Source organism: Dryocola boscaweniae (assembly GCF_025215095.1).
Lineage (GTDB): Bacteria > Pseudomonadota > Gammaproteobacteria > Enterobacterales > Enterobacteriaceae > Dryocola > Dryocola boscaweniae.
In genome coordinates, this window is record NZ_JALHAP010000065.1 from 1 (window position 1) to 18,368 (window position 18,368).

14 protein-coding genes, 2 tRNA genes and 2 pseudogenes are annotated in these 18,368 nt (G+C 52.5%); 11 read left to right on the forward strand and 7 right to left on the reverse strand.

Annotation, left to right across the window (positions count from 1 at the left end; all coding sequences use genetic code 11):
- Positions 1–43 precede the first annotated feature (43 nt).
- Positions 44–120: transfer RNA gene (locus MUA00_RS01080), tRNA-Asp, on the forward strand.
- A gap of 54 nt (positions 121–174) precedes the next feature.
- Positions 175–250 (forward strand) — tRNA-Trp (locus MUA00_RS01085).
- 82 nt (positions 251–332) lie between these two features.
- On the opposite strand, the gene hdfR is transcribed toward MUA00_RS01085, so the two are convergent.
- A complete protein-coding gene (gene hdfR, locus MUA00_RS01090; protein ID WP_271121301.1) occupies positions 333–1,154 on the reverse strand; it encodes an HTH-type transcriptional regulator HdfR in 822 nt (273 codons plus the stop codon).
- A 119-nt stretch (positions 1,155–1,273) separates the two neighbouring features.
- Between hdfR and MUA00_RS01095 the strand changes: the two genes are divergently transcribed.
- Positions 1,274–1,612, forward strand: a complete 339-nt coding sequence (locus MUA00_RS01095) for a DUF413 domain-containing protein (protein WP_121266815.1) — start codon at positions 1,274–1,276, stop codon at positions 1,610–1,612.
- Positions 1,613–1,781: 169 nt separating this feature from the next.
- On the opposite strand, the pseudogene MUA00_RS01100 reads toward MUA00_RS01095, so the two are convergent.
- Positions 1,782–2,000 (reverse strand): annotated as a pseudogene (locus MUA00_RS01100) (IS4 family transposase); the annotation flags it as partial.
- A gap of 110 nt (positions 2,001–2,110) precedes the next feature.
- Positions 2,111–3,632 (reverse strand): annotated as a pseudogene (locus tag MUA00_RS01105) (YifB family Mg chelatase-like AAA ATPase).
- Positions 3,633–3,985: 353 nt separating this feature from the next.
- On the opposite strand from MUA00_RS01105, the gene ilvL reads away from it, so the two are divergent.
- The 6 genes from ilvL (at position 3,986) to ilvA (ending at position 10,536) form a co-directional block, all read left to right on the forward strand.
- Entirely contained in the window at positions 3,986–4,084 is a 99-nt protein-coding gene (ilvL, locus tag MUA00_RS01110; protein ID WP_271121302.1) for an ilv operon leader peptide, read from the forward strand.
- A gap of 140 nt (positions 4,085–4,224) precedes the next feature.
- Positions 4,225–5,871 (forward strand): acetolactate synthase 2 catalytic subunit, encoded by a 1,647-nt coding sequence (ilvG, locus tag MUA00_RS01115; protein WP_271121303.1) that lies wholly within the window; start codon positions 4,225–4,227, stop codon positions 5,869–5,871.
- The gene (ilvM, locus tag MUA00_RS01120) at positions 5,868–6,125 is read left to right on the forward strand and encodes an acetolactate synthase 2 small subunit (protein WP_121266811.1); all 258 of its coding nucleotides are present in this window, start codon (positions 5,868–5,870) and stop codon (positions 6,123–6,125) included. Before ilvG ends, ilvM begins: the two co-directional genes overlap by 4 nt.
- An 18-nt stretch (positions 6,126–6,143) precedes the next feature.
- A complete protein-coding gene (locus MUA00_RS01125) occupies positions 6,144–7,076 on the forward strand; it encodes a branched-chain amino acid transaminase (RefSeq protein ID WP_271121304.1) in 933 nt (310 codons plus the stop codon).
- 62 nt (positions 7,077–7,138) lie between these two features.
- Entirely contained in the window at positions 7,139–8,989 is a 1,851-nt protein-coding gene (ilvD, locus tag MUA00_RS01130; RefSeq protein WP_271121305.1) for a dihydroxy-acid dehydratase, read from the forward strand.
- Positions 8,990–8,991: 2 nt separating this feature from the next.
- Positions 8,992–10,536 (forward strand): threonine ammonia-lyase, biosynthetic, encoded by a 1,545-nt coding sequence (ilvA, locus tag MUA00_RS01135; RefSeq protein ID WP_271121306.1) that lies wholly within the window; start codon positions 8,992–8,994, stop codon positions 10,534–10,536.
- Here ilvA and ilvY read toward each other — a convergent pair.
- Positions 10,533–11,426, reverse strand: a complete 894-nt coding sequence (ilvY, locus tag MUA00_RS01140) for an HTH-type transcriptional activator IlvY (protein WP_271121307.1) — start codon at positions 11,424–11,426, stop codon at positions 10,533–10,535. The genes ilvA and ilvY overlap by 4 nt on opposite strands.
- Before the next feature lie 164 nt (positions 11,427–11,590).
- Between ilvY and ilvC the strand changes: the two genes are divergently transcribed.
- Positions 11,591–13,066, forward strand: coding sequence for a ketol-acid reductoisomerase (gene ilvC / locus MUA00_RS01145; RefSeq protein ID WP_271121308.1), 1,476 nt, complete (start codon positions 11,591–11,593; stop codon positions 13,064–13,066).
- Between the two features lie 47 nt (positions 13,067–13,113).
- On the opposite strand, the gene ppiC is transcribed toward ilvC, so the two are convergent.
- Positions 13,114–13,395, reverse strand: coding sequence for a peptidylprolyl isomerase PpiC (gene ppiC, locus MUA00_RS01150; protein ID WP_034461726.1), 282 nt, complete (start codon positions 13,393–13,395; stop codon positions 13,114–13,116).
- Positions 13,396–13,478: 83 nt separating this feature from the next.
- Between ppiC and rep the strand changes: the two genes are divergently transcribed.
- Positions 13,479–15,500 carry a DNA helicase Rep gene (gene rep / locus MUA00_RS01155; RefSeq protein WP_271121309.1) on the forward strand — a complete coding sequence of 674 codons (2,022 nt, stop codon included), beginning with the start codon at positions 13,479–13,481 and terminating at the stop codon, positions 15,498–15,500.
- A gap of 1 nt (position 15,501) precedes the next feature.
- On the opposite strand, the gene ppx is transcribed toward rep, so the two are convergent.
- Both ppx and rhlB read right to left on the reverse strand, forming a co-directional pair.
- Entirely contained in the window at positions 15,502–16,986 is a 1,485-nt protein-coding gene (gene ppx / locus MUA00_RS01160; RefSeq protein WP_271121310.1) for an exopolyphosphatase, read from the reverse strand.
- A gap of 6 nt (positions 16,987–16,992) precedes the next feature.
- Positions 16,993–18,264, reverse strand: coding sequence for an ATP-dependent RNA helicase RhlB (gene rhlB, locus MUA00_RS01165; RefSeq protein ID WP_271121311.1), 1,272 nt, complete (start codon positions 18,262–18,264; stop codon positions 16,993–16,995).
- Positions 18,265–18,368 lie beyond the last annotated feature (104 nt).

The following is an 18,368-nucleotide window of genomic DNA, read 5'->3' on the forward strand; positions in this document are numbered from 1 at the left end:
GAAGTAAAATCAGGGTGAACCCTGATGCTGTAAGAAATTCGGTGGAGCGGTAGTTCAGTCGGTTAGAATACCTGCCTGTCACGCAGGGGGTCGCGGGTTCGAGTCCCGTCCGTTCCGCCACTTATTAGAAAATTAAGCCTGCTAAATTAGCGGGCTTAATAATAAGCGTTATTTAGGGGCGTAGCTCAGTTGGTAGAGCACCGGTCTCCAAAACCGGGTGTCGCGAGTTCGAGTCTCTCCGCCCCTGCCATATAATGATCCTTTGCTTCGGCAAAGGATTTTTTTTGCCTAAAATTCCGCTAGTCTCCTTCCTTTTTGTCCTCAAAAGCGCATTACTGCGCTACGAGAGATGTCTTTAATAACTCTTTAATCGTATTTTGTTTATCGCTGTTCTGTAGCCAGATTGCATACAGGGGGCGAGAAAGCGTTTTTGTGTCCGCAACTTGCCATAATCCTTTCTGCTTCTTCGCCCATTCAACGGGTAAAAAAGTATATCCGTTAAGCTCTTTAAGCAGGTTACCGGCTATCTGTGCGGAGCTGGTTGTCAAAACGGGAATATCATCATTGCTGATCAAACCAGCTTCATGCTGCTGGAAATCAGGTCCCCATTCCAGTCGTAAATAAGTCAGATCTCCTGTATTGCTTTGTTGGGAAGCAAAAAGCGCCAGGTTGAAGTGTCCCAGTAACTGGCTTGAGAATTCATCCATCTTGGGTGCTTCGGTAGTGATCAATAAGTCCAGTTGACGCTCATGTAGCTGTTTTACTAACGATTGACGTTGTGCAATACGTGCTTCAAATTGTAGGCCGCTATGTTGCTGATAAAGCGCTATTAGCCATTCCGAAAGCATACACTCCCACAGAGAAGCACTTGCACCGATGGTCAACTGGTTATGCTGTGATGTATGGGACACTTCTTTCTTGGCCGCGAGCCAGATACTCATTAAATTTTCAGCATAGGGAAGCAGGCGCTCGCCAGCGTTAGTAAGCCGTATGTTGTTGCGATGCCTCGTAAAAAGATTTACACCCAGTTGGTTCTCGAGTTGGCGAATACGAAAACTGACGGCAGACTGCGTCAAATAAAGTGCTTCTGCCGCGCGCCCAAAATGGCGGGTTCTGCTTACTTCTAAAAAGGTTTTCAGTAATTCGGTATCCACAGCTTGCTCCCAAAAAAAATTTGTCGTTATGATTTAAATGTTTTGTTTGACGCTCTGTCAAGCGTAACTAATACTCCGCGCCATAAATAGCTCGGCCAAGAGAATTAGGAGCGTGTAGGATGGCGGAAAGCTTTACGACGACTAATCGGTTTTTCGACAATAAACATTATCCGCGCGGGTTCGCTCGCCATGGTGATTTCACCATCAAAGAGGCACAGTTGCTGGAACGTCATGGTTTTGCGTTCAACGAGCTGGATCTCGGTAAGCGTGAACCAGGAACTGAAGAAGAAGTGCTGTTCGTAGCAGTATGCCGTGGTGAGCGTGAGCCAGTCACCGAAGCTGAACGTGTATGGAGCAAGTACATGACGCGTATCAAGCGTCCTAAGCGCTTCCACACCCTCTCCGGTGGTAAACCGCAGATGGATACGGTAGAAGACTTTACCGACAGCGACGACTAATAAAAAATGGGGCCAGAGCCCTGAGGGATCCCCACAAACTGGAGCTAATAAACCAGCACCATATTGCGGTAGACCCGTGTTAAATGGATAAGAACATCACTCAGTAATATTCGTCTTAAAATTAGCGGGGAGTGTCGCAGGACATTTTCCGCTAACGTCAGAAATGAGATTCTTGCTGAAGAGATTCGTTGCCTGGCAGACGGTCAACGTGTTTAATCTTGTTTTTCACCTGAGTCCCGCCAGGCAGAAAGCGCCCAATGCTGGTCAGAGTAAGAGATGCGCCGTTAACCAGGGCTGTGGTTGCATCTATCAGGGCATTCTGGCGGTATTTGTGAAATGACCCCAGAGCATCTCTGAAAAAGTCCTGGCATAAGCGGCGGACAGGCACAGCAATGATCCTGTTGAATTTGTTGGAAAATCTGTAGATCACATTGGGCTATGTCTGTCCCGTTTATCCTTCTTTTTTCTGGGGATCCCTCAGGGCTCTGGCCCCATTTTTTATCCTGCCAATTGTTGTAGATGAGCCAGCAAGCGATCTATTGCACGATATCCTAATGCTTCGACAAGATGTTCCCGCCTGATTTTTTCATGCTGTTGCATATCAGCAATTGTCCGCGCGACTTTTAGTAACCGCTGCCACGCCCTTATAGATAAACCCAGCTTCACCAACGCCTCTTCCAGCCATATCGCATCAGGTTGTTCAATAGCGCAATGTTCCCGGATTTCGTGGTTATCAAGCCTTGCATTAAGCTTATTTTGACGTAAATACTGCCGTTGTTGGCTTTGTAACACCCTTGCCCTGATATCCGCACTGCTTTCACTTTGCTGAGCGGGATTACTGAGCATCCCCGAAGGCGGCAGAGGAATTTCAACCGACAGGTCAAAGCGATCCAGAAATGGTCCCGATAACCGGCTCAGATAGCGTAAAGTCTGTTCTGGCGTGCAGCGGTTGTGTTTACCCTGATAATGCCCTGTTGGGCTGGGATTCATGGCTGCTAATAACTGAAAACGTGCGGGGTAGGTAATTTTGGCCCGTGTACGAGATATATGGATCTCTCCTGATTCGATAGGTTCACGCAATGCGTCCAGTACACGGCGTTCAAATTCTGGCAGCTCATCTAAAAAAAGCACGCCATTGTGAGCCAGTGATATCTCGCCAGGCCTGGGAATACCGCCGCCGCCGACTAAAGCCGTCAGCGAAGCGCTATGGTGAGGCGCCCTGAATGGGCGCTGACGCCATTTTTTCTGTAGATCGTGAGGATTGACCAGGCTGAGAATAGCCGCGCTGTCGAGAGCTTCCACATCATTTAAGGGAGGTAAGAGAGTTGTCAGGCGACTGGCCAGCATGGTTTTACCTGTGCCTGGTGGCCCGATAAGCAATAAATTATGACCGCCAGCGGCTGCGATTTCTAAAGCGCGTTTCCCCTGCGGCTGGCCAATGATTTCATTGAGATCCTGTCGGTTTTCTATGTGCCAGTCTTGTTGCAATGCAGGCGCAGAAAGCTCGCCCTTGTTCTCCAGGAAAGCGCAAACTTGAGTGAGATGATTTGCGACAAGGCAGCCAGGTTGTTTGATTAGCCCCAGTTCGCTGGAATTTTCTTCTGCCACAATAATATTCCTGCCAGCTTTCAGAGCCTCCATTGCAGATGAAATAGCGCCTGGAACGCCACGTAAAGCGCCTGTGAGGGCGAGTTCACCCACGAACTCATATTGAACTCAGTTTATCTATTGAGAGCTGCTCAGAGGCAGCGAGTAAGGCTAAAGCGATTGGCAGATCATATCTTCCTCCTTCTTTCGGAAGGTCCGCTGGTGCAAGGTTGATGGTAATTTTCCTTGCGGGAAACGTATAGCCGCTATTGATAATGGCGCTACGTACACGATCCCTGGCTTCCCTGACGGTAGTTTCTGGCAAACCAACGAGCGTTAAGCCGGGCAAACCCTGGCTAAGATGCACTTCAACGGTAACCAGAGGGGCGGCAATACCCAGAGCCGCTCTCGTATTAATAACTGCCAGTGACATATTCCCCCCTTAGATGACGGGCAATAGTGTCAGTTAGCTGGTGAAGGGTTAAGAAAGAAAACTTTCTCTGTCGAAGCGTCTTCCAGACTTTCAGGCATTCTTTCATTTGTCGCTTTGTGATTTGTAACGTATCCCGCAGAAAAATAATTTTTGTCAGAATCCGATAAAAAGCGGAAGAAAATTGCCGGCGGTGAATTTTTTTCACGATTCACTTATCCCATGAAAATAAATGAGTTTTACTTTTTTTAATTTTTAAACTGTCGGCTCCTTTATAAAAAAATCTTGTGCTTTCACCAATCTCTGTGATAACTCTGTAGGCATTACTTCGAACTAGATGTCAGAACATACAGAAAATGAAAGCCCTTCTACGAGTGATTAGCCTGGTCGTGATTAGCGTGGTGGTGATTATTATCCCACTGTGCGGGGCTGCACTTGGAGAAAGAAAGGCTTAAAAATCAAGTCTGAATCGAAAAGAACCCCCGCACCGAAAGGTCCGGGGGTTTTTTGTTGGGCAAAGAAATTCAAGTGAGAAACAGATGATACGTTGCAGAATAAAATGCTGTTTCTCCGGTAATGAGACGGGGAACTAACTATGAATGGTGCACAGTGGGTGGTACATGCTTTGCGGGCGCAGGGTGTAGAGATGGTTTTCGGTTATCCCGGCGGTGCGATAATGCCTGTCTACGATGCTTTGTATGACGGCGGCGTAGAGCATTTACTCTGTCGCCACGAGCAAGGGGCGGCAATGGCAGCCATTGGTTACGCACGTTCTACAGGAAAAACAGGCGTTTGCATTGCAACGTCGGGGCCCGGTGCCACAAATCTCATCACCGGTCTTGCCGATGCGCTGTTAGATTCCGTCCCCGTTGTTGCTATCACCGGCCAGGTAGCAGCCCCGCTCATCGGCACCGATGCTTTTCAGGAAATCGACGTTTTAGGGCTGTCTCTGGCCTGTACCAAACACAGCTTCCTCGTTGAGTCTTTTGAAGATTTGCCCCGTGTCCTCGCGGAAGCCTTCGAAATTGCAAACTCTGGTCGTCCCGGCCCGGTTCTGGTCGATATTCCTAAAGACATTCAGTTAGAACAGGGCGAGCTGGAGCCGTGGCTGTCGACCGTTGAAGACGATTTTGAGATGCCGCACGCAGAATTGCAGCAAGCGCGTGAAATGTTGGCAAATGCCCGCAAACCAATGCTGTATGTGGGAGGCGGAGTGGGTATGGCTCAGGCCGTACCTGCGCTTCGCGACTTCATCGCAGCGACCAATATACCTTCTACCGTCACCTTGAAGGGACTGGGCGCGGTTCCGGCGGAACATCCGTTTTATACAGGTATGTTAGGCATGCACGGCACCAGGGCGGCCAACCTCGCGGTGCAGGAATGTGATTTGCTGATTGCCGTTGGTGCTCGTTTTGACGACCGCGTAACCGGCAAACTCAATGCTTTTGCCCCTCACGCCAAAGTTATCCACTTGGATATCGATCCAGCCGAACTGGGAAAACTGCGTCAGGCACATATTGCTTTGCCGGGCGATCTGACTCAAATGCTGCAAGCCCTGCAGCAGCCTCTGGAAATCACCGCTTGGCAGCAGGAAGTGGCGGCTTTACGAGCCGAAAATCCATGGCGTTACGATCATCCGGGCGAGGCGATCTTTGCTCCGTTGCTGCTGAAACAACTCTCCGACCGTAAGCCGCAAGAGTGCGTGATAACGACCGATGTGGGCCAGCACCAGATGTGGACGGCGCAACATATGTCCTTCACGCGTCCGGAAAACTTCATTACTTCCAGTGGGCTGGGAACGATGGGTTTTGGCCTGCCAGCCGCCGTCGGCGCTCAGGTTGCCCGACCGAATGATATGGTTATCTGTATCTCGGGTGACGGCTCCTTCATGATGAACGTGCAGGAGCTGGGCACCGTAAAACGAAAACAGTTGCCGCTGAAAATCGTTTTACTGGATAACCAACGGTTAGGCATGGTTCGCCAGTGGCAGCAGATGTTTTTCTCCGAGCGTTACAGTGAAACAAACCTCTCCGATAACCCCGATTTCCTCACGTTGGCCAGCGCCTTTGGTATCCCAGGCCAGCACATCACCCGTAAAGACCAGGTAGAAGGTGCCATCGACGCGCTGCTAAACAGCAACGGGCCATACATGCTGCATGTTTCAATCGATGAGTACGAAAACGTCTGGCCGTTGGTACCGCCTGGTGCCAGTAATTCGCAAATGCTGGAGAAATTATCATGATGCAACATCAACTCGCCGTGCAGGCTCGCTTTCGCCCGGAAACGCTTGAGCGTGTGTTACGCGTGGTACGCCATCGCGGTTTTCAGATCTGCTCAATGAACATGGTCGCTGTAGGAAATACCGACAACATTAATATTGAATTGACCGTTGCCAGCCTGCGTCCTGTCGAATTACTGTTTAGTCAATTAAGCAAACTGGTTGACGTTGGCCGCGTCGAAATCCAGCAACAGACATCACAACAAATCCGCGCCTGAGCGCAAAGGAAGAGAACAATGACAACGAAGAAAGCTGATTATATCTGGTTCAATGGTGAGATGACGCCGTGGGGCGAGGCGAAAGTCCATGTTATGTCCCACGCGCTGCATTACGGTACATCTGTATTCGAAGGTATTCGTTGCTACGATTCTCATAAAGGGCCGGTGGTGTTCCGTCATCGCGAACATATGCAGCGTCTGCGTGACTCAGCAAAGATTTATCGCTTCCCGGTTTCGCAAAGCGTTGATGAGTTGATGGAGGCCTGCCGCGCCGTTATTCGTAAAAACAACCTGACCAGCGCCTACATTCGACCTTTGGTCTTTGTGGGTGATGTGGGCATGGGCGTAAACCCGCCAGACGGTTATACCACCGATGTGATCATCGCAGCCTTCCCATGGGGTGCATATCTGGGCGCAGAAGCGCTGGACCAAGGGATCGACGCAATGGTTTCCTCATGGAACCGTGCTGCGCCAAACACCATTCCTACTGCTGCAAAAGCCGGCGGTAATTATCTTTCTTCCTTGTTGGTTGGCAGTGAAGCGCGTCGTCATGGTTATCAGGAAGGTATTGCATTAGACGTGCAGGGCTTCCTGTCAGAAGGCGCTGGCGAAAACCTCTTTGAGGTTAAAGACGGCATTCTGTTTACCCCGCCGTTCACCTCCTCCGCGCTGCCGGGCATCACTCGTGACGCCATCATCAAGCTTGCGAAAGATTTGGGGATCGAGGTGCGTGAGCAGGTGCTTTCTCGCGAATCGCTTTATCTGTCGGACGAAGTATTTATGTCTGGTACAGCGGCTGAAATCACGCCGGTACGCAGCGTTGATAGCATTCAGGTAGGCGAAGGGCGTTGCGGCCCGGTGACCAAACGTATTCAACAGGCATTCTTTGGCCTGTTCACGGGTGAAACCGAAGACAAATGGGGCTGGTTAGACCCAGTAAACCCACAGTAAAAATTATAACCAGGCGAGCGGCAACTGACCGCTCGTAACACGACAGACTGGAGTAAATAAGCATGCCTAAGTACCGTTCAGCCACCACAACCCACGGCCGTAATATGGCGGGTGCCCGCGCTTTGTGGCGCGCAACCGGGATGACCGATGATGATTTCGGCAAGCCAATTATTGCTGTAGTGAACTCCTTTACTCAATTTGTGCCGGGTCACGTTCACCTGCGCGATTTGGGCAAGCTGGTCGCCGAACAAATTGAAGCTTCCGGCGGCGTGGCTAAAGAATTCAACACCATTGCCGTGGATGACGGCATCGCTATGGGCCACGGCGGTATGCTTTATTCTTTGCCGTCCCGCGAGCTGATTGCCGACTCTGTGGAATACATGGTTAACGCACACTGCGCGGACGCCATGGTCTGTATCTCTAACTGCGACAAAATCACCCCGGGGATGCTAATGGCATCGCTGCGCCTGAACATCCCGGTTATTTTTGTTTCCGGCGGCCCGATGGAAGCGGGCAAAACCAAGCTGTCTAACCAGATAATCAAGCTCGACCTGGTGGACGCGATGATTCAGGGCGCAAACCCTAACGTCAGCGATGCGGACAGCGAACAAATCGAACGTTCCGCCTGTCCGACCTGCGGCTCCTGTTCCGGCATGTTTACCGCCAACTCAATGAACTGCCTGACCGAAGCGCTGGGCCTGTCGCAGCCGGGGAACGGCTCGCTGCTGGCGACTCATGCCGATCGTAAGGACCTGTTCCTGAACGCCGGTAAACGTATTGTTGAGCTAACTAAACGTTATTACGAACAGGACGATATCAGCGCATTGCCACGCAGCATCGCCAGCAAAGCGGCATTCGAAAATGCCATGACGCTTGATATCGCAATGGGGGGCTCAACCAACACCGTTCTGCACCTGCTCGCTGCCGCGCAGGAAGGCGAAATCGAATTCGATATGACGGATATCGACCGTCTGTCACGCAAAGTGCCGCATCTGTGTAAAGTCGCGCCGAGCACCCAGAAATATCATATGGAAGATGTTCACCGCGCCGGTGGCGTACTGGCGATTCTGGGCGAGCTCGATCGTGCCGGCCTGCTGCATCGTGACGTAAAAAACATCCTTGGTCTGACATTGTCAGAGACGCTGGATAAATACGACATCATGCTGACGCAGGATGAAGCGGTGAAAAAAATGTTCCGCGCCGGCCCTGCGGGTATCCGTACTACTCAGGCGTTCTCTCAGGATTGCCGTTGGGACACGCTGGACGATGACCGTGCGGAAGGCTGCATTCGTTCGCTGGAGCATGCATTCAGCAAAGACGGCGGTCTGGCCGTGCTGTACGGCAATATTGCGGAAGCAGGCAGTATCGTAAAAACCGCCGGTGTGGATAAATCCAACCTCACATTCCGTGGCCCGGCGAAAGTGTATGAAAGCCAGGACAGCGCCGTGGAAGCGATTCTGGGCGGGAAAGTGGTCTCCGGCGATGTCGTAGTTATTCGCTACGAAGGGCCAAAAGGCGGGCCGGGCATGCAGGAAATGCTTTATCCAACCACCTACCTGAAATCAATGGGGCTGGGCAAAGAGTGCGCGCTGATAACCGACGGACGTTTCTCCGGCGGTACTTCCGGCCTGTCTATCGGACATGTCTCTCCGGAAGCGGGCAGCGGCGGTCTGATTGCGCTGGTTGAAGATGGCGACATGATCGACATCGATATTCCGAATCGCAGCATGGTGCTGGACGTCCCTGCTGCTGAGCTGGCTGCGCGCCATGAAGCTGAGCTTGCTCGCGGCGACAAAGCGTGGACGCCGAAAAATCGTGAACGCGTGGTTTCCTTCGCATTGCGCGCTTACGCAAGCCTTGCTACCAGCGCCGATAAAGGCGCGGTACGCGATAAAAGCAAGCTGGGAGGCTGATAATGGCCGAGTCACAACCGCTACCCGACGCCCCTTGCGGGGCGGAATATCTGCGTGCCGTGCTGCGTTCTCCGGTTTACGAAGTGGCGCAGGTCACTCCGTTACAGAAGATGGAAAAACTCTCTTCGCGGCTGGATAACGTCATTCTGGTGAAGCGTGAAGACAGGCAGCCGGTACACAGTTTCAAGCTGCGTGGCGCATATGCCATGATTGCGGGGCTGAACAACGAACAGAAAGCCAGCGGGGTGATTACCGCATCGGCAGGCAACCACGCGCAGGGCGTGGCGCTTTCTTCAACGCGTTTGGGCATTAAATCTCTGATCGTCATGCCGGTTGCCACGGCAGACATCAAAGTGGATGCGGTAAGAGCGTTTGGTGGCGAAGTGCTGCTCCACGGTGCAAATTTTGACGAAGCGAAGGCGCGAGCAATCGAGCTTTCGCAGCAGCAGGGTTTCACCTATGTGCCGCCGTTTGATCACCCGGCGGTGATTGCCGGACAAGGTACGCTGGCGCTGGAGCTGTTGCAGCAGGATGCGCATATCGATCGGGTGTTTGTCCCGGTTGGCGGCGGCGGTCTGGCTGCGGGTGTGGCGGTGCTCATCAAACAGCTTATGCCGCAGATCAAAGTCATCGCAGTCGAGGCAGAAGACTCAGCCTGTCTGAAGGCCGCTTTGGATGCAGGCAAGCCGGTTGATCTGGCGCGCGTAGGTTTGTTCGCTGAAGGTGTGGCGGTCAAACGTATTGGTGACGAGACATTCCGCGTTTGTCAGGAATATCTCGATGATATCGTTACCGTAGATAGCGATGCAATCTGTGCGGCGATGAAAGATTTGTTCGAGGATGTCCGCGCTGTGGCGGAACCTTCCGGCGCGCTGGCGCTGGCAGGAATGAAAAAATATATCCAACAGCATCAGATCCGCGGCGAACGCCTCGCTCATGTGCTGTCCGGAGCAAACGTAAACTTCCACGGCCTGCGCTATGTTTCTGAGCGTTGCGAACTGGGCGAACAGCGAGAAGCGCTTCTGGCGGTGACGATTCCGGAGCAAAAAGGCAGCTTCCTGAAATTCTGCCAACTGCTCGGCGGGCGTGCGGTAACGGAATTTAACTACCGCTATGCCAGCTCGGATAATGCCTGCATTTTTGTTGGCGTGCGGCTAACTCGCGGGGTTGAAGAGCGGCAGGAGATCCTTGCTCAACTTAACGAAGGCGGTTACGGCGTTGTCGATCTTTCCGATGACGAAATGGCGAAACTGCACGTGCGTTATATGGTGGGCGGTCGACCTTCCAAACCGCTGCGTGAACGTCTCTACAGCTTTGAATTCCCGGAGTCTCCCGGCGCTTTGCTGAAGTTCCTGCAAACGCTCGGTACGCACTGGAATATCTCGCTTTTCCACTATCGCAGCCACGGAACAGATTATGGCCGCGTGCTGGCGGCGTTTGAGCTGGGCGATAACGAGCCGGATTTCGAAACCCGCCTCAACGAACTTGGCTACGACTGTCACGACGAAACCAACAATCCGGCGTTCCGCTTCTTCCTGGCAGGTTAATGACTGCCGGGCAGTAGCTTCCAGAAAGCGTTCACAAGCGGCTCATTGAGCCGCTTTTTTTGTGCGCAGACGCCAAGTTCAAACGGCGCGTCTTCATCGCTACGCTCCAGAATTTGAACTCGGTTACGCACGGGCTCCGGGCTGTTTTCCAGCACAATTTCCGGAATTATTGCCACGCCGCAGCCCAGCGCAACCATGGATACCATTGCCTCATGCCCGGCCACCGTCGCGTAAATAAAGGGGTTGCTGATTTTCTGACGGCGGAACCATAGCTCGATGCGGCGGCGCACCGGGCCCTGGTCCGCCATAATAAACGGCACTTTGTTCCAGTCCGGCGCGGGGACACTCACCATTGTGCGAACCGGGCAGGGCAGGGCAGGAGCGATGAGCACAACGGCTAAATTTTCCAGCATCGAGAAAGCAATACCCGGCGGCAGGGATTCTGGCTTGCCGGCAATTGCCAGGTCTGCTTCATCAGAATCTACTTTTTCCACCGCATCCGCCGCATCGCCCGTCGTTAGTTTGATTTCGACATTGGGATGCTCCGCGCGGAAACGGTCCAGAATCGGCGGTAAATGGCTGTAGGCCGCCGTTACCGAGCAGAACAGATGCAGCTCGCCAGACAAAGAGGGGCCTTCCTGGCCGATGGTGTGGCGCATCTGCTGATACTGCAAAAGTGTATGCTGGGCGAACTGGCGCAACTGCTCTCCGGCCTCGGTCAGCGTGACGGTGCGGTTATCACGCAAAAACAACGGCTGCCCCAAATCGTCTTCGAGACGCTGGATCTGGCGTGAAAGCGTTGAAGGGCTGACGTGCATCGCCCGCGCGCTACGGCCAAAATGGCGGCTTTCCGCGAGGTGGAGAAACGTTTTTAAATCGCGTAAATCCATGGTCATCAACCCTTATTTTCATGTTGCAATTATTGCAACGTCACGTTGTTAATATATCAATTTAAGCAACGCATTTCCTGTCATATAGTGGGTTCATTCTCGCAAGCACGACACGGCTTACGACCCTTACAAGAAACACAACACGACAATCACGGAGTCCTACGATGGCTAATTATTTCAACACCTTGAACCTGCGTCAGCAGTTGGCGCAACTGGGTAAATGTCGCTTCATGGCGCGCAGCGAATTCGCCGATGAAGCAAGCTACCTCAAAGGCAAAAAAGTCGTCATCGTCGGCTGTGGTGCCCAGGGCCTTAACCAGGGCCTGAACATGCGTGATTCCGGTCTGGATGTTGCTTACGCTCTGCGTGCAGAAGCGATTGCTGAAAAGCGCGCTTCCTGGCGTAAAGCGACCGAAAACGGCTTCAAAGTAGGGACTTACGAAGAACTGATCCCACAGGCTGACCTGGTGGTTAACCTGACTCCGGACAAACAGCACTCCGCGGTAGTTAAGGCTGTTCAGCCGATGATGAAAGATGGCGCGGCGCTGGGCTACTCCCACGGTTTCAACGTGGTTGAAGTTGGCGAGCAGATCCGTAAAGACATCACCGTAGTGATGGTGGCGCCGAAGTGCCCGGGAACTGAAGTGCGCGAAGAATACAAGCGCGGCTTCGGCGTTCCAACCCTGATTGCGGTGCACCCGGAAAACGATCCGAAAGGCGAAGGCATGGCGATTGCTAAAGCTTGGGCTGCGGCCACCGGCGGCCACCGTGCGGGTGTTCTGGAATCCTCTTTCGTTGCGGAAGTTAAATCCGACCTGATGGGCGAGCAAACTATTCTGTGCGGCATGCTGCAGGCGGGCTCTCTGCTGTGCTTTGACAAGCTGGTGGAAGAAGGCACCGACCCGGCCTATGCAGAAAAACTGATTCAGTTCGGCTGGGAAACCATCACCGAAGCGCTGAAACAGGGCGGTATCACGCTGATGATGGACCGTCTGTCCAACCCGGCGAAAATCCGCGCTTATGCGCTGTCTGAACAACTGAAAACAATTATGGCGCCGCTGTTCCAGAAACATATGGACGATATCATCTCCGGTGAATTCTCTTCCGGCATGATGGCTGACTGGGCGAATGACGATAAGAACTTGCTGACCTGGCGTGAAGAGACCGGTAAAACCGCGTTCGAAACCGCTCCTCAGTTTGAAGGCAAAATTTCCGAGCAGGAATACTTCGATAAAGGCGTTCTGATGATCGCGATGGTGAAAGCAGGCGTTGAGCTGGCATTCGAAACTATGGTGGATGCGGGCATTATCGAAGAGTCTGCTTATTACGAATCACTGCACGAGCTGCCGCTGATTGCGAACACCATCGCACGTAAGCGCCTGTACGAAATGAACGTGGTTATCTCCGATACTGCGGAATACGGCAATTATCTGTTCTCTTATGCGGCTGTACCGTTGTTAAAAGAGTTCATGACCACTTTGCAGCCAGGCGATTTAGGTAAAGAGATTCCGGCCGCTTCTGTTGATAACGCGCAACTGCGTGACGTTAACGAAGCTATCCGTAACCACGAAATCGAGAAGGTCGGCCAGAAACTGCGTGGCTATATGACAGATATGAAGCGTATCGCCGTTGCGGGCTAATCGAGTCGTCTGATGTAAAAAGGCCGGGAAATTCCCGGCCTTTTTTATTAGTTGCGGTACAGAACTTTAATAACATGGTAGCCAAACTGCGTGTGCAGCGGGCCAACCGGCTCCAGTAGCGGGCAGGAGAACACCACTTTATCGAAAGCCGGTACCATCTGGCCCTGGCGGAATTCACCTAAGTGGCCGCCTTTTTTGCCTGACGGGCAGGTGGAGTGCTTTTTCGCCAGTTTTTCGAAGTCGCCGCCGTTTTTCAGCTGTTCGAGAATTTCTTGGGCCAGTTTTTCTTCCTTAACAAGGATATGCAATGCTGCCGCGGTTTTTGCCATGATCGTGCCTTGAGTCGTATGGATTACGCTGGCTATACTACCACGCTGTTTTTCTCCCCTCCTGACTTTCATTGAGTGACCTTATGCGTTTGAACCCTGGCCAACAACAAGCCGTCGAATTTGTTACCGGACCCTGCCTGGTCCTGGCGGGTGCAGGCTCGGGTAAAACGCGAGTGATCACCAATAAAATGGCATATCTGATTCGCGAGTGCGGCTATCAGGCGCGCCATATCGCCGCGGTGACCTTTACCAACAAGGCCGCGCGCGAGATGAAAGAACGTGTGGCGCAAACGCTGGGGCGCAAAGAAGCTCGTGGTTTACTGATTTCCACGTTTCATACGCTGGGCCTTGAGATTATCAAGCGTGAGTATGTCGCGCTGGGGATGAAATCTAACTTTTCGCTGTTCGACGATACCGATCAGACCGCATTGCTTAAAGAACTGACAGAAGGGCTGCTTGAAGACGATAAGACCTTACTGCAACAGCTAATCTCGACGATCTCAAATTGGAAAAACGATCTGTTGACGCCTTCTCAGGCAGCGAGCCAGGCAAAAGGCGAGCGGGACAGGATCTTTGCGCACTGCTACAGCCTGTACGATACCCATCTGAAATCCTGCAACGTGCTGGATTTCGATGATTTGATTTTGCTGCCGACGCTGCTTTTACAGCGCAATGAGGAAGTACGCGAGCGCTGGCAAAATCGCATCCGCTATCTGCTGGTGGACGAATATCAGGATACCAATACCAGCCAGTACGAGCTGGTGAAGCTGCTGGTGGGAGCGCGTGCTCGTTTCACCGTGGTAGGCGACGACGACCAGTCGATCTATTCCTGGCGTGGCGCCCGCCCGCAAAACCTTGTGCTGTTAAGCCAGGATTTTCCGGCCTTGCAGGTCATCAAGCTTGAGCAGAACTATCGTTCCTCCGGACGCATCCTGAAAGCGGCCAATATTCTGATCGCTAATAATCCGCACGTGTTTGAAAAACGCCTTTTTTCCGAACTGGGTTATGGTACCGAATTAAAAGTGGTGACGGCCAACAGCGAAGATCATGAGGCGGAGCGCGTTACCGGCGAGCTTATCGCTCATCACTTTATTAATAAAACGAACTACAAAGATTACGCCATTCTCTACCGCGGAAACCATCAGTCGCGCGTGTTTGAAAAGATGCTGATGCAAAACCGCATTCCGTATCGCATCTCTGGCGGCACGTCGTTCTTCTCGCGCCCGGAAATTAAAGACCTGCTGGCGTATCTGCGCGTGCTGACCAACCAGGATGACGACAGCGCCTTCCTGCGTATTGTGAATACGCCAAAGCGTGAAATCGGCCCGGCAACGCTGCAGAAATTAGGCGAATGGGCCATGCAGCGTAACAAGAGCCTTTTCACCGCCAGCTTTGATTTTGGCCTCAGTCAGACGCTAAGCGGGCGCGGGCTGGAGGCTTTAGGGCGTTTCACCCATTGGCTGCGCGATGTTGCAACGCTTGCCGAGCGTGAACCTGTGGCGGCCGTGCGTGATTTGATACATGGCGTGGACTACGAAAGCTGGTTATACGAAACGTCGCCAAGCCCGAAAGCGGCCGAAATGCGCATGAAAAACGTCAATCAGCTTTTTAGCTGGATGACGGAGATGCTTGAAGGTTCGGATATTGATGAACCAATGACGCTGACTCAGGTTGTGACTCGTTTCACGCTGCGTGACATGATGGAGCGTGGCGAAAGCGACGAAGAGGCCGATCAGGTTCAGCTAATGACCCTTCATGCCTCCAAAGGGCTGGAGTTTCCCTATGTCTTTTTAGTCGGCATGGAAGAGGGGCTTTTGCCGCACCAAAGCAGCATTGACGAAGATAATATCGAAGAAGAACGGCGTCTGGCTTATGTCGGGATCACTCGTGCACAAAAAGAGCTGACTTTTACGCTGTGCAAAGAACGCCGGCAGTATGGCGAACTGGTGCGTCCGGAACCGAGCCGATTCTTGCTTGAATTACCGCAGGATGATTTGCAGTGGGAGCAGGAGCGCAAAGTGATTTCTGCCGAAGAGCGAATGCATAAAGGGCAAAGTAATGTCGCCAATATCCGTGAAATGCTGGCGAAAGCGCGAAAAAGTTAGGCTATTTAACGGTAAGCGGCCAGTGAACGTAGCTTTGCCACAGGCTTTCCTGTGCGAGTAATTCCGCGCCAAGCGGGTGGCAGGCAAGCCAGTTTTCAGGGAGGGTAAGATGCAGCGCTTCCCCTTCAGCCTCAAGCATAATCGCGGGAAGAATATCGTCCCGACGGCGGCTGGCGAAAATAATCGCTAAGCGTAACAGGCGACAAAGACGTTCCGCGATACGCGGCGGCACGGCGTTCTGCTGGTGGAGCGAAGAGAGATCGACCGGGTTGGTCTGATTGAGCAAAAGCGTAGCCAGCAGTTTTTTCTGTGCCGGCGTGTAGCCTGGCAGATCCAGATTGCGTACCAGATAGGCTGCATGAAGCGGAGCCTGTTTAAAATCGACGCTCAGACCAATTTCATGGAGCAGCGCTGCGCTTTTCAACATGTCTTTGCTTAACGTATCGAGATCCCATTCATCCGCAACATGGCTGGCAAAAGCGTGCGCCAACTGCTGAACTCGCTCAGCCTGCGCAATATCGACCATAAAACGCCGCTGAACATTGCGAATGGTGCGGCTACGGATTTCCTGGTCGACGGTCAGATGCAGCATGCCGTAAACCAGGCCTTCACGCAGCGCGCCGCCGGCAAGCGTCATACAATCAATGCTTAGCTGTTCAAAAATAGCGATTAAAATGGCCAGGCCGCTTGGGAAAACCAGCGCTCTTTCGAGCGTTAAGCCTTCGATTTCCAGCTCTTCAAGGCGGCCACACTGGATGGCTCGCTGCTTTAATTGCTGAAGCTTCGCGAGGGTGATACGTTCATCCATACCCTGCGCCATCATAATTTCCTGCAAAGCCTGCACGGTGCCTGAAGCTCCGACGCAAACCTTCCAGCCATGATGCCTTAACTCATCAATAACCGGCTTTAAAACTTCGCTTGCCGCAGCTTGTGCCGCATCAAAATTTTCTTTTGTCAGATTACGATCGCTAAAGAAACGTTCAAGCCAGGTTACGCAGCCCATCGAAAGGCTAAATAACGCTGTGGTTTGTGCGCCGCTACCCGTGACTAATTCTGTACTGGCTCCGCCGATATCCACGACCAGTCGCTGATCCGCACCGCCGGTTGTATGTGCAACGCCTTGATATATAAGACGAGCTTCTTCTTCACCGCGAATTACCTGGATTGGACACCCGAGGATTTTTTCGGCTTGCTGGATGAATTGTTGGGCATTGGTGGCAAGACGTAGCGTTGCGGTGGCGACAACACGGATTTGCGCCTGGGGAATATCCTGCAGGCGTTCCGCGAATAAGCGCAGGCATTGCCATCCGCGCTCCATGGCTTCCGGAGAAAGCTCGTTTTCGCTGTTTAATCCGGCCGCAAGGCGGACTTTACGTTTGATGCGGGCCAGGGTTTGTATCGTCCCAGCCACCTCACGTACTACTAACATATGAAAACTGTTAGAACCTAAATCAATAGCTGCATACAGTGAGGTGGAGCTGAGCATAGATAATTAACCTGCGCGACGACGATTACCACGGGATGCACTGCCACCACGGCGAGGACCGTTGCCGGTACGCGGGCGGGTCAGACGTTTTGGCGGCGGAAGCTCGCTTAACAGTGCTTCGGTCTTGTACTTGCTGACCGGAATCGAGTGACCAATATAGGTTTCGATTGCTGACAGGTTTAACGCGTAATCTTCACATGCGAGGCTGATTGAGTGCCCGCTTGCACCGGCACGACCGGTACGGCCAATACGGTGAACGTAATCTTCGCAGTCGTCCGGAAGATCGTAGTTGAACACGTGCGTTACGGCCGGAATATGTAGACCACGAGCAGCAACGTCTGTGGCAACGAGGATATCAAGATCGCCACGGGTAAACTCATCAAGGATGCGCAAACGTTTTTTCTGAGCGACATCGCCGGTCAGCAGGCCAACGCGGTGCCCATCGGCGGCCAGGTGGCCCCAGATGTCTTCACAGCGATGTTTGGTGTTCGCAAAGATGATTGCGCGATCTGGCCATTCTTCTTCAATAAGCGTTTGCAGCAAGCGCATTTTTTCATCGTTTGAAGGATAGAACAGCTCTTCTTTAATGCGGTGGCCAGTTTTCTGCTCGGGTTCCACTTCCACGTATTCCGCGTTGTTCATCTGCTCGAAAGCCAGCTCGCGCACGCGGTAAGAAAGGGTTGCGGAGAACAGCATGTTCAGGCGTTGAGTCACCGGCGGCATGCGACGGAATAACCAGCGGATGTCTTTAATAAAGCCCAGATCGTACATGCGATCGGCTTCATCCAGCACCACGACCTGAATAGAACCTAAGTTGATATGATTTTGCTTGGCGTAGTCGATTAAGCGACCGGTTGTGCCAATCAGGATGTCGACGCCGCTTTCCAGCACTTTAAGCTGTTTGTCGTAGCCGTCGCCACCGTAAGCCAGACCGAGTTTCAAACCCGTGGCCTGTGCCAGTGGTTCTGCATCGGAGTGAATCTGGACTGCCAGTTCACGAGTCGGCGCCATAATTAAGGCACGCGGCTGGTTCACCTGACGGTTCTCCGGAACAGGGTGAGAGAGTAAATAATGGAACGTTGACGTTAAAAACGCCATCGTTTTGCCAGTACCGGTTTGCGCCTGACCTGCAACATCACGATTCGCCAGCGTCAGCGGAAGTGCGAGTGCCTGAATTGGGGTGCAGTTATGGAACCCTTTTGTTTCAAGGGCTTCAATCACCTTAGGGTGCAGGGCGAAGTCGGAAAACTTCTGTTCGGTCAAATGTGTTTTGCTCATAGTGTGGTAGAATATCAGCTAACTATTGCTTTACGAAAGCGTATCCGGTGAAATAAAGTCAACCTTAAGTTGGTTAATGCTACACCAACAAGGTAGACATAATC

Excerpts from the sequence above, each read along its gene's own strand:
- MUA00_RS01095 (WP_121266815.1), top strand. The coding sequence starts at position 1,274 with ATGGCGGAAAGCTTTACGACGACTAATCGGTTTTTCGACAATAAACAT.
- rep (WP_271121309.1), top strand. The coding sequence starts at position 13,479 with ATGCGTTTGAACCCTGGCCAACAACAAGCCGTCGAATTTGTTACCGGA.
- ilvM (WP_121266811.1), top strand. The coding sequence starts at position 5,868 with ATGATGCAACATCAACTCGCCGTGCAGGCTCGCTTTCGCCCGGAAACG.
- ilvA (WP_271121306.1), top strand. The coding sequence starts at position 8,992 with ATGGCCGAGTCACAACCGCTACCCGACGCCCCTTGCGGGGCGGAATAT.
- ilvD (WP_271121305.1), top strand. The coding sequence starts at position 7,139 with ATGCCTAAGTACCGTTCAGCCACCACAACCCACGGCCGTAATATGGCG.
- ilvY (WP_271121307.1), bottom strand. The coding sequence starts at position 11,426 with ATGGATTTACGCGATTTAAAAACGTTTCTCCACCTCGCGGAAAGCCGC.
- ilvG (WP_271121303.1), top strand. The coding sequence starts at position 4,225 with ATGAATGGTGCACAGTGGGTGGTACATGCTTTGCGGGCGCAGGGTGTA.
- ppx (WP_271121310.1), bottom strand. The coding sequence starts at position 16,986 with ATGCTCAGCTCCACCTCACTGTATGCAGCTATTGATTTAGGTTCTAAC.
- rhlB (WP_271121311.1), bottom strand. The coding sequence starts at position 18,264 with ATGAGCAAAACACATTTGACCGAACAGAAGTTTTCCGACTTCGCCCTG.
- ppiC (WP_034461726.1), bottom strand. The coding sequence starts at position 13,395 with ATGGCAAAAACCGCGGCAGCATTGCATATCCTTGTTAAGGAAGAAAAA.
- MUA00_RS01125 (WP_271121304.1), top strand. The coding sequence starts at position 6,144 with ATGACAACGAAGAAAGCTGATTATATCTGGTTCAATGGTGAGATGACG.
- ilvL (WP_271121302.1), top strand. The coding sequence starts at position 3,986 with ATGAAAGCCCTTCTACGAGTGATTAGCCTGGTCGTGATTAGCGTGGTG.
- ilvC (WP_271121308.1), top strand. The coding sequence starts at position 11,591 with ATGGCTAATTATTTCAACACCTTGAACCTGCGTCAGCAGTTGGCGCAA.